Origin of the sequence: Rhizobium sp. NZLR11, assembly GCF_019685115.1 — a bacterium.
GTDB lineage: Bacteria > Pseudomonadota > Alphaproteobacteria > Rhizobiales > Rhizobiaceae > Rhizobium.
This window is the reverse complement of the sequence record NZ_JABDWD010000008.1, coordinates 200,178-219,210: the sequence shown is the minus strand read 5'-3', so window position 1 is coordinate 219,210 and position 19,033 is coordinate 200,178. Positions and strand designations below refer to the sequence as shown.

Genomic DNA, 19,033 nt, shown 5'->3' with positions numbered 1-19,033 from the left:
TCCGCCGAAAATCGGGCGTCTATTTTATTCTTGTCGATTTCCTTGCGGCCGTACCCGTGCCATAAGTCCGCCATGACAAAGATCGACCGCACGCCTGATAAAGCCGACTTCGCGCACGTCACAGACTGGGTCTTCGACCTCGACAACACGCTCTATCCGCATCATGTCAATCTCTTCGCGCAGATCGACAAGAACATGACCGCTTATGTCGCGGCGCTCTTACAGATGGAGCGGGAAGAGGCGCGCAAGCTGCAGAAGCAATATTACCTCGAGCATGGCACGACGCTGCAGGGATTGATGATCCATCACGGCATCGACCCGAACGACTTCCTCGAAAAGGCGCATGCGATCGACTACACGGCGCTGACGCCGCAGCCTGAACTCGGCGCGGCGATCAAGGCGCTGCCGGGGCGCAAGTTCATCTTCACCAATGGCAGCGTCAAGCATGCGGAAATGACGGCCGAAGCGCTCGGCATTCTCGAGCATTTCGACGACATCTTCGATATCGTCGCCGCCGACTACGTGCCGAAGCCGGCGCAGGCGACCTACGACAAATTCATGGCGTTGAAGCGCGTCGAAACGAGCAAGGCAGCGATGTTCGAGGATCTGCCGCGCAATCTGACCGTGCCGAAGGCGCTCGGCATGCAGACCGTGCTGCTGGTGCCGCGCAATCTCGAAGAAACGGTCGTCGAATGGTGGGAAAAGACCAGCGGCGAAGAGGATCATATCGACTTCGTCACCGACGACCTCGCCGCGTTTCTCGGCAGGATTACCGGTCCGGGCTGATTTCGCCCGGGCTGACGGCGACCGACGGCATTACCAAAGTTTCATTCAGCTTACCGATGTTTAACTGGGTCTTTCCGCCCTGTTGCCATAGCTTTCTTCGTGAGGGGACACCTCACGAAAGGCAAATACGATGTACCGCAACAAGCTGATACTGGCAGCGCTTTCCTCCACCCTCATCTTCGGCGCAGCCGCCGGGGCAGGCTATGCCGCACCCGGTGACGGGCCGCGTCAGCAGGCAGGCATGCACGGTCCAGGGCCTGCCGCCTTCCGCGAAATCACCTATGTCCGCATGCTCAAGCAATTCGACGCGAACAAGGACGGGCAAGTTACCAAGGAGGAGGCCACGGCCGGCCTCGACAAGGTTTTCGCTGCGATCGACACCAACCAGGACGGCTCGCTGACTCCGGGTGAAATCCGCGAATACCAGAAGACGCAGATGCAGGCGATGAAGGATCAGCGCAAGCAGGATGCCGGCGAAACCAAGGATGCGGATACCGCAGCCGCGACACCGGAGGATAACGATCAGGCACGGCCGCCCCGCGAAGGGCACGGCGGGCACGATGGCCGTGATGGACATCACTGGATGCGCCATGGCGGCAACTTCATGCGCGCCTCGATGATGATGCACCGGGTCGACACCGACCAGAACGGCCAGATTTCCAAACAGGAAGCCGTCGCCGCCTTCGACAAGCTGTTTGCGCGGATGGACCGCAACAAGGACGGCGTCATCTCGATCGACGACATGCCGGACCGGCCGCTTCTGTAAGGCCGGCCGCACTATTGCTCCGCTCTTTCCCCTGGTTCGGCGAGGAAAGAGCGGAGATCTAACTGTTTGTTCTACGCATTCCGGACGGAAAACCGCTTTGCACTTTGCCTCGGAATTGCGTTATTCCCGGTGTTCGTAGAAATCCTGGACAATCTTCCACGCGGCTTCAGCCGTGTCGACGAAGCTGATCAGCTTGACGTCGTCGGGCGCGATCGTGCCGAATTCGGCCAATGCGTCGAAATTAATGATGCGTCTCCAGAACGTCTCGCCGAAGAGGATCAGCGGCAGACGCTCCATGCGGCCGGTCTGGATCAGTGTCAGGCATTCGAAGAATTCGTCGAGTGTTCCAAAGCCGCCGGGAAACACTGCGATCGCCTTGGCGCGCACCATGAAATGCATCTTGCGGATGGCAAAATAGTGGAAGTTGAAGCTGAGTTCCGGCGTTACATAGGCGTTCGGCGCCTGCTCGTGCGGCAGCACGATGTTGAGGCCAATCGAAGGTGCGCCCTCGTCGGCCGCGCCGCGATTGCCCGCTTCCATCACGCCGGGGCCGCCGCCGGTGACGATGACATATTCGTGGAAATCGAAGCTTGCCGAATATTTCGAGCAAAGCCGGGCAAATTTGCGCGCCTCGTCATAATAGACCGAGGCCGCCTCCAGGTTGACGCGCTGGACATCGTTGCGGGCGGCCCAGGCGCTCTGCCCAGGGGCGGGAATGCGGGCGCCGCCGAACATGACGACGGTCGACTTGATGCCGCGTTCGGTCAGCATCATTTCCGGCTTCATCAGTTCCAGCTGCAGGCGGATCGGCCGCAGCTCCTCGCGGCAGAGGAAATCCTCGTCGACATAGGCAAGGCGGTAGGCAGGCGACATCGTCTGCGGCGTCTTCGGCACGGCCTCGGCGCGCTGCCTGTCGGTCGAACTGCTCTTCAGCGGGTCCCATACGCCATCCTTGCGCCGCGAACCGCCGTTCCGTCCCTTCGCCATCTCGAAATGCCTTTCAGTATTGCCGGCTACGAAGCCGGATATGTCGCTATAACGCCTTGAATCCAGGTACGATCTTGTCGGAAAAATCATTCCGTTCTACGGCTGCATGCTGTAGAGCAGGATAAACCCCCGCCCACCGCCTTCCGGAGACTTCGCCGTCTCCACGATAAAGATCGAAGTTTAAGGAATTCTCATGAGCGCCACCGACCTCGCATCCCTCGAAAAGACCATCGAAGCCGCCTTCGACAATCGCGACAATGTGAACACGTCGACGAAGGGCGAGGTTCGCGATGCGGTCGAAGCCGCACTCGATCTGCTCGATGCCGGCACGGTCCGCGTCGCGACGCGCGGCGCCGACGGCGCCTGGACGGTCAATCAGTGGCTGAAGAAGGCCGTGCTCTTGTCCTTCCGTCTCAACGATATGGACGTGGTCAAGGGCGGTTCGGGCAATTCCACATGGTGGGACAAGGTGCCGTCGAAGTTCGAAAACTGGGGCGAAAACCAATTCCGCGCCGCCGGCTTCCGCGCCGTGCCGAACTGCGTCGTGCGCCGCTCGGCCTATATTGCCCCGAACGCCATCCTGATGCCCTCCTTCGTCAATCTCGGCGCCTATGTCGGCGAAGGCACGATGGTCGACACCTGGGCGACGGTCGGCTCCTGCGCCCAGATCGGCAAGCATGTGCATCTGTCCGGCGGCGTCGGCATCGGCGGCGTGCTGGAGCCGATGCAGGCCGGCCCGACGATCATCGAGGACAATTGCTTCATCGGCGCTCGTTCGGAAGTGGTCGAGGGCTGCATCATCCGCGAGGGCTCGGTGCTCGGCATGGGCGTCTTTATCGGCAAGTCGACCAAGATCGTCGACCGCGCCACCGGTGAGGTGACCTACGGCGAAGTGCCGCCTTATTCCGTCGTCGTCGCCGGCTCGATGCCGTCGGGCACTGCGACCATGGGCAACGGCAAGCCGGCGCCGCATCTCTACTGCGCCGTCATCGTCAAGCGCGTCGATGAACAGACCCGTTCCAAGACCGGCATCAACGAGCTGCTCAGGGATTGATGACACCCGGACATTGATCCGGTAAACAGACGGCGTCTTCAACGAGGCGCCGCCGCCTTGCCATGTCTTTGCCATTCCCGCCGGATAGTTCGACCGCCATGACCGCTACCGATCCCGTCGCCAATCTCCAGACGCTGATTCGCTGCCCCTCCGTGACACCAGCCGAAGGCGGCGCGCTGTCGGCGCTCGACGCCATGCTTGCGCCGCTCGGCTTCACCGTCGACAAGGTGAAAGCCAGCGAAGAGGGCACAGCCGATATCGAAAACCTCTATGCCCGCCTCGGCAAGGATGGCCCGCATCTGATGTTTGCCGGGCATACCGATGTCGTGCCGGTCGGCGACGAGGCCGCCTGGACGCATCCGCCCTTTGCCGCCGAGATTGCAAAGGGTGAGCTTTTCGGCCGCGGCGCCGTCGACATGAAGGGCGGCATCGCCTGTTTCGTCGCCGCCGTCGCCCGCCATATCGAGAAAAACGGGCCGCCCTCCGGCTCGATCTCCTTCTTGATCACCGGCGATGAAGAAGGCCCGGCGATCAACGGCACGGTCAAGCTCCTGCAATGGGCCACTGAGCGCGGCGAGCGCTGGGATGCCTGCCTGGTCGGCGAGCCCACAAATCCGGACAGGCTGGGCGACATGATCAAGATCGGCCGGCGCGGCTCGCTGTCGGGCCGAATCACCGTGCACGGCGTCCAGGGCCATGCCGCCTATCCGCACCTTGCCGACAATCCGGTGCGCGGCATGCTGCAGCTGACCCAGGCGCTGATGGACCCGCCCTTCGATGGCGGCACCGACGACTTCCAGCCCTCGAACCTCGAAGTGACCACGGTCGATGTCGGCAATCCGGCGACCAATGTCATTCCGGCGAAGGCATCGGCAAGCTTTAACATCCGCTTCAACGACAGCTGGACGGCCGAAACGCTGCGCACCGAAATCCTGCGCCGCCTCGATGCCGCCGCCGGCAACGGCCAGCTGCGGCCGGGTCGCGCACCGGTGAAATACGATATCGTCTGGGCCGACCGGCCAAGCCATGTGTTCCTGACGCGCAACAATGGCCTGATCGCCTCACTGTCATCGGCCGTCGAAGGCGTTGCCGGCCGCTCGCCGGCGCTTTCGACCACCGGCGGCACGTCGGATGCGCGCTTCATCAAGGATTATTGCCCGGTCGTCGAGTTCGGCCTCGTCGGCCAGACGATGCACATGGTCGACGAGCGTGTGGCCGTTGCCGATCTGGAGACGCTGACGGCGATCTACGAGACCTTCATCGCCCGCTGGTTCGCCAATGCCGGGTCTTAGAGAAGTTCAATATTATCTGGCCGGCCTTTGGCTGCTGATCCGGTTGGATCCGCGCGGCTTCCGCTACCTCGACATGTCGGAGCGCGGCGTCAACCGCTCGTTCTGGGCGATGGCCTGGTGCCTGCCGCCGATGGGCATTTCCTGGCTCTGGTGGCGACAAGCCTTCCTGCGGTCGATGCCGCCGGAAGCCGATGTCGGCTTTGCCTTCTATATCAGGCTCGGCCTCGTCGAGGTCGCCAACTGGTTCGTGCCGCTGGTCTTTGCCGGGCTGCTGCTGCTCGCCTTCCGCATGGGCGAACGTTTCGCCCCCGTCGTCGTCAGCGTCAACTGGCTAGGCGTGCCGCTCTCCTATATCAACGGGCTGCTGCTGGCGATGGTGGTCTTCCTTCCCGGCTCCGTCGGCCTCGTCTCGCTGCTGCTGCTTGCCTTCATGCTGGCGCAGGTCTTCGCGCTGGCGCGCATTATCCGGATGATCTGCCACGGTCACGCCGTGATGGTCGGGGCGCTGACGCTGGTGCTGCTCGTGCCGTCGATGATCCTTTCGGAATATCTGCAGCACTTCCTCGGCATCTATCCCCCCTGATCAACTTTACGATAGATCATCACCGTCATCGGTGACCGGCCTGCGGCGATCCGGGATCACGTCTGGATAATCCACCTGCATGAAATAGAGCCCATCGGGCGGTGCCACCGGGCCGCAGGCCTTGCGGTCGCGGGCTTCGAGGGCTGCCTCGACATCTTCAGGCGTCCATTTGCCTTCACCGGCGAGCTTCAACGTGCCGGCGAAGGAGCGGATCTGGTTGTGGAGGAAGCTCTGCGCCGTGGCGCGGATCTCGATGAGCTCGCCGTTGCGGGTCACATCCAGCCGGTCGAGCGTGCGCACCGGGCTGTTTGCCTGGCAATGTGCGGCGCGGAAGGTGGAGAAATCGTGCCGGCCGACCAGCTTCTGGGCGGCGGCGTGCATGACCTCGTGATCGAGCACCTTCGGTACCCACCAGGCCTTGCCGGCTTCAAGCGCCAGCGGCGCCCGGCGGCTGAGGATACGGTAGAGGTAATGGCGCCGCAAAGCCGAGAAGCGAGCATCGAAGAATTCGGGAGCCGCCTCGACATCGAGAATCGAGACACGCTCGCCGGCGAGCCTCAGATGGGCATTCAAGGCATTCTGCAGCTTGTAGGGCGACCAGTCCTTGGAAAGATCGGTATGAACCACCTGCCCCATCGCGTGGACGCCGGAATCGGTGCGTCCGGCGCCGCGGACCAAGACCGTCTCGCCGGTCAGCGACAGCACTGCCGCTTCGATCGCGCCCTGCACCGAGGGGCCGTTCTCCTGTCGCTGCCAACCGACATAGGGGCCGCCGTCATATTCGACGGTCATGCGGAAACGTGGCATCAGGAAAGCCTCGTGCCTGCGCCAAGCGGCGTGCCCCTGAGGAAATCGGCTGCGGCGAGCGGCTTGCCGCCTGCCTTCTGCAGCCGTGTCAGCCGCACCGCACCCGACGCGCAGGCGACGAGGAGATCGTCGGTCAGCAATTGCCCGGCTATCCCCTGCCCTTCGGCCAGCTCGGAGCCCAGCACCTTCACCCGCTCCGGCTTGCCGCCGATCTCGAGCTCGAACCAGGCCCCCGGAAAGGACGCCAGGCCGCGGATATGATTGTGCACATCCCTGGCATCCCTGGCGAAATCGATGCGCGTCTCGGCCTTGTCGATCTTGGCGGCATAGAGCACGCCCTCTTCCGGTTGCGGCGTCAGCGACAGATCGTTCATCTCCAGCTTGACCATGGCCTCGGCCATCGCCTTGGCGCCGACCTGCATCAGCCGGTCATGCAACTCGCCTGCCGTAATGTTGGGGCCGATCTCGACTTCGCGGGTCAGGGCGACGGCGCCGGTATCGAGGCCCTTGTCCATCTTCATCACCATCATGCCGGTCTTCTCATCACCTGCCATGATCGCCCGCTGGATCGGCGCGGCACCCCGCCAGCGCGGCAACAGCGAGGCATGGCCGTTGTAGCAGCCATCGCGGGTGCCGTTCAAAACCGCCTTCGGCAGCAGCAATCCGTAAGCGACGACGACGCCGGCATCGGCATCGAAGGCGGCAAATCTTTCGCGCTCCTCGGGATCCTTGAAATTGACTGGCGTGAAGACCGGAAGGCCGAGCAGTTCGGCTGCCTGATGCACCGGCGATTTCTGCAGATCGAGCCCGCGCCGTCCGCCCGGCCGCGGCGGCTGCGTATAGACGGCGACAATCCTGTGGCCGGCATCGACAAGCAGGCGCAGGGTCGGGACCGAGAACTCCGGGGTTCCCATGAAAATGATGCGAAGAGACATTCTATCTCGCCAATTGAGGATCAACCGTCTTCAAACGGGTTTACGAGCTTGAGATCAAGCCCCTCGAAATCTCTGGTGTTGCGGGTGGCAAGCGTGGCGCCGTTGGCAAGGCAGATGGCGGCAATCATTGCATCCTTCGTTTCGATCGGCCGCCCGGCCTTTCTGCGCTCCGCAGCCAGCAGGCCGTAGCGGTTCGCCGCACTGAGGGAGAACCCGAGGATTCGGCCGGCAAATTCCGACTCGATCCGATTGAAGTCGGATACCAATGCTGTCTTTCGCCTGCCGTCATCGAGGAGCTCAAGACCGTAGCGCATTTCGGCGACGGCGATCGTCGTCAGAAATAGCGTCTCAACGTCGTAGCCATCAAGCCAATTCAATATCCGCTCGCTGTGGGCCCTACCCTGCATTTCGGAAATCACATTCGTATCGAGGACGATCATGTGTCGAAGTGCGGTGGTTCGCGGTCGCGTTCGTGGCGCGATGCGGCAATGGCTTCCACCTCACTTTCTCGCAATCTTTCGTCACCCATCAAGGAGCGCAGGCGCTGCCCGGCCGAAACGCCCAAGCGCTCCGCAGCGATCTGCCGGCGGAGGATTTCGATCGCCTCTTCCGAAAGGCTGCGGCCATTGCGCTGCGCGCTTTCCTGAAGCTGGCGTTTCATCGCATCCGGAACATCGCGGATAAGCAGGTCACCCATTCGGCACCTCCATCATGATATCGGTGATATCATAGAACCTTTCCGGCGAATTTCAACGTAATGCTCAGAGCGCCTTCGACTTCGCCGCCTTGGTGAACTTCTTGATCACCATCTCCCGCTTCAGCCGCGAGATATAATCGATGAACAGCACGCCGTTCAGATGGTCGATCTCGTGCTGCAGGCAGGTGGCGAGCAGGCCGTCGGCTTCAACCGTCTGTTCCTTGCCGTTCCGGTCGAGATATTTGACAGAGACGACAGCCGGGCGCTCAACCTCAGCATAATAATCCGGAATCGACAGGCAGCCTTCCTCATAGACCGAGCGCTCGTCGGAGGAGGTGACGATCTCCGGGTTGATGAACACCTGCGGCTGCTTTTCCTCGCCCTCGCGAGCGATGTCGATGACCAGCATGCGGCGCGGCACGCCGATCTGAACTGCCGCAAGGCCAATGCCCGGCGCGTCGTACATGGTTTCCAGCATGTCGTCGGCAAGGCGCTGCAGATCGGCGTCGACCCGCTCGATCGGCTTGGAGATCTGGCGGAGAACGGGATCGGGAAGAATGATGAGTGGCTTGATGGTCATGGCGTTCCCATAACCCATCTTTTCCGACTATGGAATTATCCGGCAGGCGACGAAGACGCTTTTTTGCATCGCCGCCTGGAATTTCGCCATATTCCCCTTAGGCTGCCCAGCGGGCGGCGATGGCGGCATGGCCCTCGGGGCGTGCGCGGAAGCGGCGCAGCAGTTCGATCAGGTTCTCCACCTCGTCCTTGAGGCGGCGGGTTTCGGCCGAGGAGTGCTCGAGCATGTCCGAATTCTGCTCGGTGATCGCTCCCATGTTGCGGACCGCGACGCTGACCTCGTTGACGCCGGTCGCCTGATCGCGGGCGGCGGCGGCGATATCGGCGACGAAGCGGTTGATGATGTCGATGCGGCTGATCATGTCGTTCAGCGCCTCGCCGGTGCTGGAGACGATGCCGACGCCCTCATTGACCTGGGTCGAGCTCTGCGAGATCAGGTTCTTGATCTCCTTGGCGGCTTCGGCCGTGCGCTGGGCGAGCTGGCGGACTTCCTGGGCGACGACGGCAAAACCCTTGCCGGCATCACCGGCGCGCGCCGCCTCGACACCGGCGTTCAGCGCCAGAAGATTGGTCTGGAAGGCGATCTCATCGATGACGCCGATGATCTTGGAGATCCCGGTCGAGGATTTCTCGATGCCGGCCATCGCCGAGACGGCGCTGGTGACGAGTTCGCCGGAGTTCTTCGCCTTCTGCTGCGTCTCGCGCACGGCAGCCGATGCCTTTTCGGCATTGGCGGCCGTCTGGCCGACGCTGACGGAGAGCTGCTGCAGGGCGGCTGAACTCTCCTCGACGCCCGCCGCCTGCTGGGCGGTGCGAAGCGCCAGGTCGTTGGTCGCAGTGGAAATGACATCGGCGCCGCCCATGATCTGGCCCGAGGCCTCGCGCACGGATGCGAAGGACTTGCGAAGGGCGCCGACGGCGCGGTTGTAATCCTAGGCCATCTGCCGGAAATTACCCGGCAGGTCGGACGGCAGAGTGGCTTCGAGATCGCCGTTCGAAAGCGCTTCCAGACCGCGGCGCAGTTGCTCCAGTGCCATCGCCTGGTCGGATTCGGCCTTGGCGCGCTGCTCTTCCAAGGCGCGGCGCTTGGCTTCGAGCGTTTCGAGATAGACCGAGATGGAATAATCCATGTCGAGCATGCCGGCCTTGATGACGGCCGACAGCTTCTCGGCCAGCAGCTTGCCTTGCTGGCGCGCGAAAACCGACGGCCACTGCTTTTCCATGATGCCCTTGACGAGTTCGGACATGACGATGGCGTAACCGCCGATATACCAGCGCGGCTCCAGGCCGATGCGGGCGTGCGTCCGGCCGACCGCGGTGACGCCGTCGACATAACTGTCGTCGAACGCACCGCCGGCGAGATTGGCCCAATGATCCTGCTGGCGCTGCTTGGCTTTGCCGACATGGTTCTTGTCGGCAAAGAAGCCGGCGACAGCCGGGGTTCTGGCAATCTTGGCGTAGAATTTATCGAGGGCGCCGCCGATCAGCTCGGTGATGACAGGGCGCAGATCCCGCATCGACTTGCGCGCCGCCTCGTCGAGTTCGATGAAATCGAGGCGCTGCCTGAGGGCACTGTCGGTCTGCCGGGAGGTCATCGGGATCTCTGTACTTGGCGCGAGTGTGCGGGAAGGAATTCTGCGCCGCAGGTTTTGGCGAATATGGTTGAGCAATCGTTAAATCGAGGCGCAATTTCTCCGCAGGAGCCAGCAGACGTAGCGGCGTGCGAGGATAGTGGCGACCGCCAATTCCGTTCACCCTTTGATCTATATATTGCCGTCTCTTCTGGTATGGTTGCGACATGACCGTCAATTCCGATTCGTTCACTGTGTCGCTTGCCTCGATCAGCCCGGCCATGCTGGCGCTTGCCGGCGGGGTTCTGTTGGCGTTTGTCCTGCTGGTGATCGTGCTGCTGCTACGGGGCGCGAGCCTTCGCCACGAGCAGGCGGAGGAAGCGAGCTTTCGCGCTGGGGAAAGCGACGCGCGCATGGCCGAGCTTCTCAGGATCCAGGCGGAGATGCAGGGCCGCATCGCGGCGATGACCGAGGTCTTCGGCGCGCGGCAGAGTGAACTCAACCAGACGATCAGCCAACGCCTCGACGGCATGTCGCAGCGCGTCAACTCGACGATCACCGAGCAGACCAAATCGACCCATGAGAACCTGCAGCGGCTGCAGGAAAGGCTGGCGGTGATCGATGCCGCGCAGAACAATATCCAGACGCTCGCCAAGGATGTCGTCGGGCTGCAGGCCATTCTGTCCAACAAGCAGACACGTGGCGCCTTCGGCCAGTCGCGGATGGAGACCATCGTCGCCGACGGCCTGCCGATGGGCGCCTATGCCTTCCAGCAGACGCTCACCAACGGCTCGCGACCGGATTGCACGATCCGCATGCCGAACGGCGCGCCGCCGCTGGTGATCGACGCAAAATTCCCGCTCGAAGCCTGGAACGCGATCCGCGACGCCGGCAGTCCCGAGGCCGGCAAGACCGCCGGCCAGCAGTTCCGCCGCGACATGGAGGTCCATATAAGGGACATTTCCGAGAAATATCTGATCCAGGGCGAAACCCAGGACACGGCCTTTCTCTTCGTGCCGTCGGAATCGATCTTCGCCGAGATCCACGAAAACTTCGAGCCGGTGGTGCAGAAGGCGCACCGGGCGCGCATCGTCATCGTCTCGCCGTCGCTGCTGATGCTGTCGATCCAGGTCATCCAGGCCGTGCTCAAGGACCAGAGCATGCGGGCGCAGGCGCATCTGATCCAGGGCGAGGTGGCGATCCTGATGGACGATCTCGGCCGCCTCGACGAGCGGGTGCGCAAGCTGCAGGGTCATTTCGCCCTGGCGCAGAAGGATATCGACATGGTGGTCACCTCGGCCGACAAACTCACCAGGCGCGGCGCCAAGATCGAAGCGCTGGAATTCGAGGCAGGCGGCGAGGCCAAACCTGCTCGCGACAGCGAACCTGCGGCCAAATCGGTGGAAAGCCGTACCGGTCTTCTCAAGCTCAGGGTGGTTGACGAGGAGTGACCGCTTCGGGCAGTGTCTCGCCCGAATGAAACAGCAGGAGCATGATGTCTTTCGAAAACCGCGCACACTTTTCGGCATCATGCTCTATCGAAGAAGTGGAGCATGCCGTCGCCGCATGCCCCAAAAGACGGGACACCCTTGATGATAACAGTTTTCGGGTCCATCAACATGGACCTCATCGCCACGACCGAGCGCCTGCCGAAGCCCGGCGAAACGGTGGCCGGCAACGGTTTTGCCACAGCCGCCGGCGGCAAGGGCGCCAACCAGGCGCTGGCAGCGCGGCGCGCCGGCCGCTATGTGCATATGGCCGGCGCCGTCGGCAAGGATAGCTTCGCCGCCGATGCCCTTTCCCTGCTCGATGATGCAGGAACCGATCTTTCTCTCGTCAAACATGTCGACGGTCCCACCGGCACGGCGCTGATCCTTGTCGGCGGCGACGGCGAAAACATGATCGCCGTCGTTCCCGGCGCCAACGGCCTGGTCGCGCCTGAGGATGCCGAGACGGCGATCGGCGGCATGAAGGAAGGCGATATCCTGATGCTGCAGCTCGAAGTGCCGGCTGCAGCCGTCGAACGCGCCCTGTCGGCCGCCAGCGCCAAAGGCGTCACCAGCATCCTCAACCTTGCTCCTTTGATCCCCGATGCGCCGCGTCTCGGCCGACTTGCCGATATCGTCATCGCCAACGAGACCGAGTTCGAGCGGCTAGCCGGCCAAGATGGCATGGATGCGCAGGCGCGTGAGGCAGCCCTGACCCGGCTGCATGCCGAAACCGGCCAGACGTTGATCGTGACGCTTGGCGGCGACGGCGTCGTCGCCATCCGCGATGGGGCGGTTTCAAGGGCGCAGGGTCTGAAGATCGAACCCGTCGATACGGTCGGCGCCGGCGACACCTTCTGCGGCTATTTCGCTGCGAGCCTCGACGAGGGCCTCGATTTTGCCTCGGCGCTGCGCCGTGCGGCCGTTGCCGGTTCGCTCGCCTGCCTCAAATCAGGGGCACAGCCTTCGATCCCTTCGGGTGAAGACGTCGCAGCCCGGATATAGCGGGGTTTCCTTGCGAAGCCGCCGGTAAAACTCCTGCTGTTTCAGGGAATTCCGGCGGTTTTTGCCTGACGCGCATCGCATCGAAGGTGATTCATGCGGCGCGCTTTCTGCAGATCCTTATCGCAAAACTGCTGCACAGGTTTGCAGGGCCTGGTTCACGCAGCGTTCGACGTCTGCTCCTCATTGAGGAAGGCGTAGATCGCCGAAGCGGAATCGGTGGCGCGCAGCTTGGCGACCAGATCGTGATCGCGCAGCACGCGGGCAATCCGCGACAGGGCCTTGAGATGATCAGCACCCGCGCCCTCCGGCGCCAGCAGCAGGAAGACGAGATCGACAGGCTGGTCGTCCAGGGCCTCGAAATCGACAGGCTGCTCCAGCCGGGCGAAGATGCCGACGATCGAATGGATGTTGACCAGCTTGCCGTGAGGAATGGCGATGCCGTTGCCGACGCCGGTCGAGCCAAGGCGTTCGCGCTGCAGGATGACGTCGAAAATCTCCCGTTCGGAGAGCCCGGTGATCCTGGCGGCTCTTGCGGCCAATTCCTGAAGCAGCTGTTTCTTGGAATTTACTCTGAGGGCGGGAATGATCGCATCCTGATGGAGCAAATCTGCCAATGCCATTTCTTTTTCCTTCTGTCGCCTTGATCAAATGCAAGGAGCGGCGGCAATACCGCCGCTCATAGCCCTGATCTCAGCCTTTGATATTGGCTGAATCGATCCAGCCAATATTTCCGTCGTGCCGACGGTAAACGATATTCAGATGTTCCTTGCCGGGGCTGCGGAACAGGAGAAGCGGCTCGTCGGTCATGTCGAGCGCCATTACGGCGGTGGCCACCGACATGGTCTTCAGCTGCTTCGTGCTTTCGGCGACGATCGCGGGCGCGAAATCGTCGGGGATTTCATCTTCGTGGTCAGGAACGGAATCCATGACCGTGTAGGCGACTTCTGCAAAACCGTTCAGATGGTTTCCGGCGTGATGGTCCTTCAGCTTGCGCTTGTAGCGGCGCAGCCGTTTTTCGATGCGCTGGGAAGCGGCGTCGAAAGCCAGCTGCGGGTCCGTCGCCTCGCCGGCCGCATGCAGCACCACCCCACTGTCGAGATGAAGCTTGCAGTCTGCCGAGTAACGAGAACTCGCCTTTTCCACGGTCACCTGACCCGAATATCCCCCGTCGAAGTATTTCGTGATGGCCATACCAATTTGGTCCTCGATCTTTTGACGGAACGAGTCACCAATTTCCATATGTTTACCGGACACACGCACACTCATGGAGTTTCCCTTCTTATCGTCGTTTGCGGGTATCAGTTTACGCCAAGCCTCAGGTTCATCCAAGCACTTCGCGCAATCTCAAGCAAGATCGGCGTCAGCCTGGGGGTCCTTGGTGCCCTTCTGATGCTGGGGATAACTCCAGACGCCGTTTGCGGCATCGATTGCGGCGGGCTTCTAGCCAGCCGTTGTCGAAAAGTCAATAGGGCGAAAAACCGCGATGCTAATGCGCGTGCTGCGTGCGACAGGCGCGTGCGAATACAGGGCCTGCCGCCGACCGCCAGCCAATGATTTCTAGACACTTCTCGCCTTGATTGCACTCACCCTTGCCGGGATCGTCATGGCTGCGACACCGAGGATGACGCAAACGAGTCCAATCCAGGCCGTCGGGCTCAGCCTTTCGCCGAGGAAAACGATGCCGATCGTCACTCCGATCGGCACCCTGAGATAGGCTTGCGACGTCGTTCCGACCGAACCCAGCGTCTGGACGAGACGGAAATAGATCGCAAAGGCAAGGGCCGTCGAAAAGGCGGAAAGAGCCAGCAGCGCCAGGATCGATGCGCCCGAGGGATCGAGCGTCCACGGCCGGTCGACGACGAGGCTGACCGGCAAGAGTATGACCGCGCCTGAGATCAACGAGCCGGCCGCCGGCACGGCGGGTTCGAGCCCCTTGAAGTTCTTGCTGAAAATCGCCGCGCCTGCATAGCAGGCGGTCGCCAGGATGATGGCGAGTTGCGCCATCAGGCTTTTGCCGAGACCGCCGAGCACCTCGACGCCGATGACCAGGCAGATACCGGCAAGCCCTGATATGACGCCGAAAAGCTTTCGCGCCGTCACCTGCTCATGGCGGGCTATCAGCACGGTCAGCAGGAAGGTGAAGATCGGCGTTGCCGAATTGAGGATCACAGCCAGCCCGGCATCTACGGACTGCTCCGCCCAGGCGATCAGCGTGAAGGGAATGACGCTGTTCAGACAGGCCTGAATGAAAAAACGCCGCCACATCGCGCGGTCACTGGGCAGGCGGATTCGTCGATAGCGGAGGACGACAAGCAGGATGCCGCCGGCAATCAGCGTGCGGACGGCGATCAACGTCACCGGCGGGATCGTCTCGACACCGATCTTGATGAAAGTATAGGAGGCCCCCCAAAGGGTTGCCAGCACCAGCAGCAGGAGAAGCTCCCTGGCAAGCTTCGGATTGTGCGGCGTCATGGTCGGCTTTCCCAAGTTCGTTCAAGACGTCAGAGAAATAGCGGGATTTGGAGCTCGATGCTTCGATCAAGACCGAAGCATTGCGGCGTCAGAAGCCGGCGACCTTGGCGAGCGCCCGCTTTTCGCGGCGCCGCTGGACCGAAGAGGCGATGTTCATGGCCTCCCGGTATTTCGCAACCGTGCGGCGGGCGAGATCCACGCCGCCCTTCTTCAGCATGTCGACGATATCGTCGTCGGAGAGCACCGCGTCAGGGCTCTCCTGCATGATCAGCGCGCGGATCTTGTGACGCACGGCTTCGGCCGAATGGCTGTCGCCACCGGCGACGGCGCTGATCGAGACGGTGAAGAAATATTTGAGCTCGAAGAGACCGCGCGGCGTCAGCATGTATTTGTTCGAGGTGACACGGCTGACGGTGGATTCGTGCATCTTGATCGCCTCGGCGACCGTCTTCAGGTTCAGCGGACGCAGGTGGTCGACGCCGTAAAGCAGGAAGGCGTCCTGCTGGCGGACGATCTCGCTTGCCACCTTCATGATGGTCTTCGCCCGCTGGTCGAGGCTGCGCGTCAGCCAGTTGGCGCTCTGCAGACAATCGGAGAGGAAGGCGTGATCTTCGCCATTCCGGGTCACGCGGGAAAAGTAGGACTGGTTGACGAGCACCCGCGGCAGCGTATCCGGATTGAGCTCGACCAGCCAGCCGGTGTCCGAGGAGACTCTGACGACCACGTCAGGCATGATCGCTTCGGAAACACCGGCTTCGAAACCGCTGCCGGGCTTGGGATTAAGCTGGCGGATTTCACCGAGCATGTCGAGAAGGTCCTCCTCGTCGACGCCGCAGAGCCGTTTCAGCGTGGCGAAATCGCGTCGCGCCAACAGTTCGAGGTTTTCGACGAGCGCCTGCATGGCCGGGTCGTATCGATCCTTCTGCCGGAGCTGGATCGCCAGGCATTCCGCGAGACTGCGGGCGAAAACCCCCGGCGGATCGAGCGTCTGGAGGGCGGCAAGCACGCGCTCGGCGGCCGTGAGGCTGGTGCCCAGCCGCTCACCGGTCTCGACTTGCAGATAACCGGCATCGTCAAGCTGATCGACGAAGTTCTGCGCGATCAGCCGATCGGCAACGTCAGGCAGGACGAAGGGAATCTGCTGGGCGAGATGATCGCGCAGCGACACCTGTCCGGCGACGAAATCGTCGAGATCATAATCAGCGCCCTCGCCGCCGCTGCCCGGCATCGATTTCCACTGGCCGACCAGCTCCGGCGCATCGAGGCGCTGCGGCGCGCTGTCATCGGGAAAGACATTGGTATAGTTGGCGTCGAGTTCGTCGTTCAGCCGGCTGGTGCTGGCACTGCCGCCATTGTCGTACCAGTCGCTGGAGAGCGCTTCGGTGCGGTTGTCGTAGCCGTCGTCCGAGCCTGCATCCTCCGGCGGATGACCATAAGGCTCGTCTTCGGCTTCGCCACGTTCGCCCCCTGCCTCGCCGTCATTCGACGGAAATTCGAGCAGCGGGTTCTTCTCCACTTCCTGGGCGATGAACTGGCTGAGTTCGACATGCGTCATCTGCAGCAACTGGATGGATTGCATCAGTTGCGGTGTCATCACCAGGGATTGGTTCTGGCGCAGGAAAAGACTGGCGGACAGTGCCATGACGGACGCGAAACTCCCTCGATTCCTCCGGGAAACCGCGTCCGATCAAGGCTTCAGGCCGCGGAAGTCCAACTGGCCCAAAAATTGCTTTTTTATCTCATTTGGTCAAGCGGAACTGTGTCGGCGCGGTTAATTTCTGTGGTGGGACAGGTGCAGCCGGAAGGCCTGCGCCGTTTCAGGACGACTGGGGCGCACCTTCTCTGTCTTGGCATCGTCCGCGTTCAGAGGCTGAAATTGTCGCCGAGATAGAGCCGGCGCACTTCCGGATTGTTGACGATGTCATTTGCCCGGCCATGGGTCAGCACCTCACCGGCATGGATGATGTAGGCCCGGTCGATCAGGCCTAGGGTCTCGCGCACATTGTGGTCGGTGATGAGAACGCCGATGCCGCGCGCGGTCAGGTGGTGGACGAGATTCTGGATGTCGGCGACCGAGATCGGGTCGACGCCGGCGAAGGGCTCGTCGAGCAGCATGAAGGTCGGATCGGTCGCAAGGGCGCGCGCGATTTCGAGGCGGCGACGCTCACCGCCTGACAGAGCGACGGCGGCAGTCTTGCGCAGCTTCTGGATATGAAACTCCTCCAGCAGCTCGTTCAGCTTCTGCTCGCGCTCGGCCTTGTCCTTGACATGCACTTCGAGCACGGCACGGATATTCTCTTCCACGGTCAAGCCGCGGAAGATCGAGGCTTCCTGCGGCAGGTAACCGACGCCGAGGCGTGAGCGGCGGTACATCGGCATGGTCGTGACATCGTTGCCGTCGATCTCGATCGTGCCTTCATCCACCGGCACGAGGCCGGTGATCATATAAAAACAGGTGGTCTTGCCGGCGCCGTTCGGTCCGAGCAGGCCGACGGCCTCGCCCCGGCGCACCACCAGAGAGACGCCGTTGACGACCCGACGCGTCGCATAGGTCTTCGTCAGACCGCGTGCGATGAGCGTTCCCTGATAGCGGCTCTTGTCGGCGGCACCCGCAGCTTGTGGCCCGGGCTTGCCGAACATGGTTGATAGCGATGATAATTTCACGTGGGAGGCCGGCTTCTCAGTTCTGCTTCTGCTGTGCATTCGGCTGCGATTTCGGATCGAGCTGAATCTGGACACGACCGCCGCAGCTTTCAAGCTCCGCCTGGCCGGTCTGCATGTGAACCGTCAATTTGCAGCCGGTGAAGACGTTCGGCCCATCCGACAGAATGACCTTATTTCCCTGATCCGCCGTCAGGGTGAATGTCTGCGAGGCCATGTCGAAATTGCCGTCATCGGCGGTCGCAGTCTGCGTGCCCGAGGTCAGCAAGACCTTGTCCGTCACCAGGATCTTGTCGATATCGGCACTTCCCGATGCAAGCGAGGCCGACTGCTGCGGCTGCGTTGCCGGTTGGGCGGCAGGTTGCGCCCCGTCCGCCGCCGCCTTTGCCGCCTTGTCCTTGTAATAGACGGTCATCTTGCCGGACTGCATCGTCGTCGTCCCCTGAACGACCTTGACTTTGCCGGTGAACAACGCGGTGTGTTCCTGGTCGTGAATCTCCAGCTTATCGCTTTCGATCTGGATCGGCTGGTCGTTGGAAAGCTTCATGCCCGGCATCGAGGCCGTCGCCTGCTGCGCGCCCGCGCCCGATGCCGTCAGAATAAGGGCAAACGCGCCGGCAATGAACGCCAGGCCAGTCTTGCAAGTGGAAATGCGACAATCTTTTGTCATGGATGACCCGGCTGGTTAAGTGCCCTGTTTATGGATGGTGGATGGATCGACATTCATGCGAACATTTCCCTCGAATGTGATCACGCGCCCCTTATCGGTTATCTGGAGCGTCTTCGCAACAATGGAGGCATTGTCCTTGGTGATGGTGACGGGGTCGTCGCTCTTCATGTTTCCGCCCTTGATGTCGAGCTGGGCGGACTGGAAATTCGCGTTGAGGCCGCTGCTCAGCACCAGGGTGAAGGGGGCCGTCATATGCAGGTTGTCGGTAGCGCGATTGTAATCCGCCGTCGAGGCGACGACACGGGCGATCAGCCCGTCATTCATCGGCACGGCAGCCTTGATGGTCTCAAGCGTGATGAGATCGGGATTGCGGATATCCTGCAACGCCCTTTCGGCGAGCATCGAATAGTTGATGCCGTCGGAATTGCGTCCAGCGATCGCCGGCTTTTCCATCACGACCTTGCCGTTCTCGATCTTGGCGCCTTCCATCTTGATATTCTCGGGCAGATAGATGCTAACCAACGCCACCGCCGTCAGGCCAGCCGCGATGATGAGGGCCGCCACCGGCAACAAGATCTTCAGCCGCCGCACGCGGGCGGAATGGAACAACGCATCGCCATAGGCGCTCTTGCCGGACCTGGCGTAGGCGGCATGTCCGTTGTTCTTCAGGGTATCGAGCAT

Annotated in this window: 20 protein-coding genes and 1 pseudogene; 7 read left to right on the top strand and 14 right to left on the bottom strand. The window is 62.0% G+C overall.

The genetic code is table 11. The annotated features are described in order from the left end of the window. The first annotated feature begins 72 nt into the window (after positions 1–72). Positions 73–786 carry a pyrimidine 5'-nucleotidase gene (locus HJB83_RS16535; RefSeq protein ID WP_207582679.1) on the top strand — a complete coding sequence of 238 codons (714 nt, stop codon included), beginning with the start codon at positions 73–75 and terminating at the stop codon, positions 784–786. Positions 787–916: 130 nt separating this feature from the next. Then, positions 917–1,552: a calcium-binding protein gene (locus tag HJB83_RS16530; RefSeq protein ID WP_221132426.1), complete on the top strand. Its 636-nt coding sequence runs from the start codon at positions 917–919 to the stop codon at positions 1,550–1,552. 120 nt (positions 1,553–1,672) lie between these two features. On the opposite strand, the gene HJB83_RS16525 is transcribed toward HJB83_RS16530, so the two are convergent. Further along, positions 1,673–2,539, bottom strand: a complete 867-nt coding sequence (locus HJB83_RS16525; protein WP_221132425.1) for an LOG family protein — start codon at positions 2,537–2,539, stop codon at positions 1,673–1,675. Positions 2,540–2,732: 193 nt separating this feature from the next. Here HJB83_RS16525 and dapD point away from each other — a divergent pair, with 193 nt between their 5' ends. From dapD to HJB83_RS16510, 3 genes are all read left to right on the top strand, one after another. Then, a complete protein-coding gene (gene dapD, locus HJB83_RS16520) occupies positions 2,733–3,593 on the top strand; it encodes a 2,3,4,5-tetrahydropyridine-2,6-dicarboxylate N-succinyltransferase (protein WP_221132424.1) in 861 nt (286 codons plus the stop codon). Between the two features lie 98 nt (positions 3,594–3,691). Beyond that, entirely contained in the window at positions 3,692–4,885 is a 1,194-nt protein-coding gene (gene dapE, locus HJB83_RS16515; RefSeq protein ID WP_221132423.1) for a succinyl-diaminopimelate desuccinylase, read from the top strand. Beyond that, a complete protein-coding gene (locus tag HJB83_RS16510; RefSeq protein ID WP_221132422.1) occupies positions 4,872–5,468 on the top strand; it encodes a hypothetical protein in 597 nt (198 codons plus the stop codon). Before dapE ends, HJB83_RS16510 begins: the two co-directional genes overlap by 14 nt. A gap of 6 nt (positions 5,469–5,474) precedes the next feature. Here the strand turns inward: HJB83_RS16510 and truA are convergent, their stop codons facing one another. The 6 genes and pseudogenes from truA to HJB83_RS16480 all read right to left on the bottom strand — a co-directional run bounded on the left by truA (position 5,475) and on the right by HJB83_RS16480 (position 10,081). Continuing rightward, positions 5,475–6,275, bottom strand: coding sequence for a tRNA pseudouridine(38-40) synthase TruA (truA, locus tag HJB83_RS16505; protein ID WP_221132421.1), 801 nt, complete (start codon positions 6,273–6,275; stop codon positions 5,475–5,477). Next, positions 6,275–7,210: a methionyl-tRNA formyltransferase gene (gene fmt, locus HJB83_RS16500; RefSeq protein ID WP_221132420.1), complete on the bottom strand. Its 936-nt coding sequence runs from the start codon at positions 7,208–7,210 to the stop codon at positions 6,275–6,277. The genes truA and fmt overlap by 1 nt, the downstream gene beginning before the upstream one ends. Positions 7,211–7,230: 20 nt before the next feature. Continuing rightward, positions 7,231–7,650: a type II toxin-antitoxin system VapC family toxin gene (locus HJB83_RS16495; protein WP_221132419.1), complete on the bottom strand. Its 420-nt coding sequence runs from the start codon at positions 7,648–7,650 to the stop codon at positions 7,231–7,233. Further along, a complete protein-coding gene (locus tag HJB83_RS16490) occupies positions 7,647–7,907 on the bottom strand; it encodes a FitA-like ribbon-helix-helix domain-containing protein (protein ID WP_221132418.1) in 261 nt (86 codons plus the stop codon). The genes HJB83_RS16495 and HJB83_RS16490 overlap by 4 nt, the downstream gene beginning before the upstream one ends. A 64-nt stretch (positions 7,908–7,971) precedes the next feature. Further along, positions 7,972–8,487, bottom strand: a complete 516-nt coding sequence (def, locus tag HJB83_RS16485; RefSeq protein ID WP_207582670.1) for a peptide deformylase — start codon at positions 8,485–8,487, stop codon at positions 7,972–7,974. A 97-nt stretch (positions 8,488–8,584) separates the two neighbouring features. Beyond that, a pseudogene (locus HJB83_RS16480) lies at positions 8,585–10,081 on the bottom strand (globin-coupled sensor protein). A gap of 203 nt (positions 10,082–10,284) precedes the next feature. On the opposite strand from HJB83_RS16480, the gene HJB83_RS16475 reads away from it, so the two are divergent. Together HJB83_RS16475 and HJB83_RS16470 are read left to right on the top strand one after the other, a co-directional pair. Continuing rightward, the gene (locus HJB83_RS16475) at positions 10,285–11,508 is read left to right on the top strand and encodes a DNA recombination protein RmuC (protein ID WP_207582668.1); all 1,224 of its coding nucleotides are present in this window, start codon (positions 10,285–10,287) and stop codon (positions 11,506–11,508) included. Between the two features lie 141 nt (positions 11,509–11,649). Continuing rightward, the gene (locus tag HJB83_RS16470) at positions 11,650–12,549 is read left to right on the top strand and encodes a ribokinase (RefSeq protein ID WP_207582667.1); all 900 of its coding nucleotides are present in this window, start codon (positions 11,650–11,652) and stop codon (positions 12,547–12,549) included. Between the two features lie 155 nt (positions 12,550–12,704). Here HJB83_RS16470 and ptsN read toward each other — a convergent pair whose 3' ends face one another. The 7 genes from ptsN to lptC form a co-directional block, all read right to left on the bottom strand. Then, positions 12,705–13,169 (bottom strand): PTS IIA-like nitrogen regulatory protein PtsN, encoded by a 465-nt coding sequence (ptsN, locus tag HJB83_RS16465; protein WP_003570770.1) that lies wholly within the window; start codon positions 13,167–13,169, stop codon positions 12,705–12,707. A gap of 70 nt (positions 13,170–13,239) precedes the next feature. After that, the gene (hpf, locus tag HJB83_RS16460; protein WP_007633740.1) at positions 13,240–13,815 is read right to left on the bottom strand and encodes a ribosome hibernation-promoting factor, HPF/YfiA family; all 576 of its coding nucleotides are present in this window, start codon (positions 13,813–13,815) and stop codon (positions 13,240–13,242) included. A 291-nt stretch (positions 13,816–14,106) separates the two neighbouring features. After that, the gene (locus tag HJB83_RS16455) at positions 14,107–15,021 is read right to left on the bottom strand and encodes a DMT family transporter (RefSeq protein ID WP_207582666.1); all 915 of its coding nucleotides are present in this window, start codon (positions 15,019–15,021) and stop codon (positions 14,107–14,109) included. 88 nt (positions 15,022–15,109) lie between these two features. After that, positions 15,110–16,663, bottom strand: a complete 1,554-nt coding sequence (rpoN, locus tag HJB83_RS16450; protein ID WP_207582665.1) for an RNA polymerase factor sigma-54 — start codon at positions 16,661–16,663, stop codon at positions 15,110–15,112. A 221-nt stretch (positions 16,664–16,884) separates the two neighbouring features. Then, positions 16,885–17,661 carry an LPS export ABC transporter ATP-binding protein gene (gene lptB / locus HJB83_RS16445; RefSeq protein ID WP_007633745.1) on the bottom strand — a complete coding sequence of 259 codons (777 nt, stop codon included), beginning with the start codon at positions 17,659–17,661 and terminating at the stop codon, positions 16,885–16,887. A gap of 40 nt (positions 17,662–17,701) precedes the next feature. Continuing rightward, complete coding sequence (locus HJB83_RS16440) at positions 17,702–18,352, bottom strand: LptA/OstA family protein (protein ID WP_221132417.1); 651 nt, start codon at positions 18,350–18,352, stop codon at positions 17,702–17,704. A gap of 15 nt (positions 18,353–18,367) precedes the next feature. Further along, entirely contained in the window at positions 18,368–19,033 is a 666-nt protein-coding gene (gene lptC / locus HJB83_RS16435) for an LPS export ABC transporter periplasmic protein LptC (RefSeq protein ID WP_207582663.1), read from the bottom strand.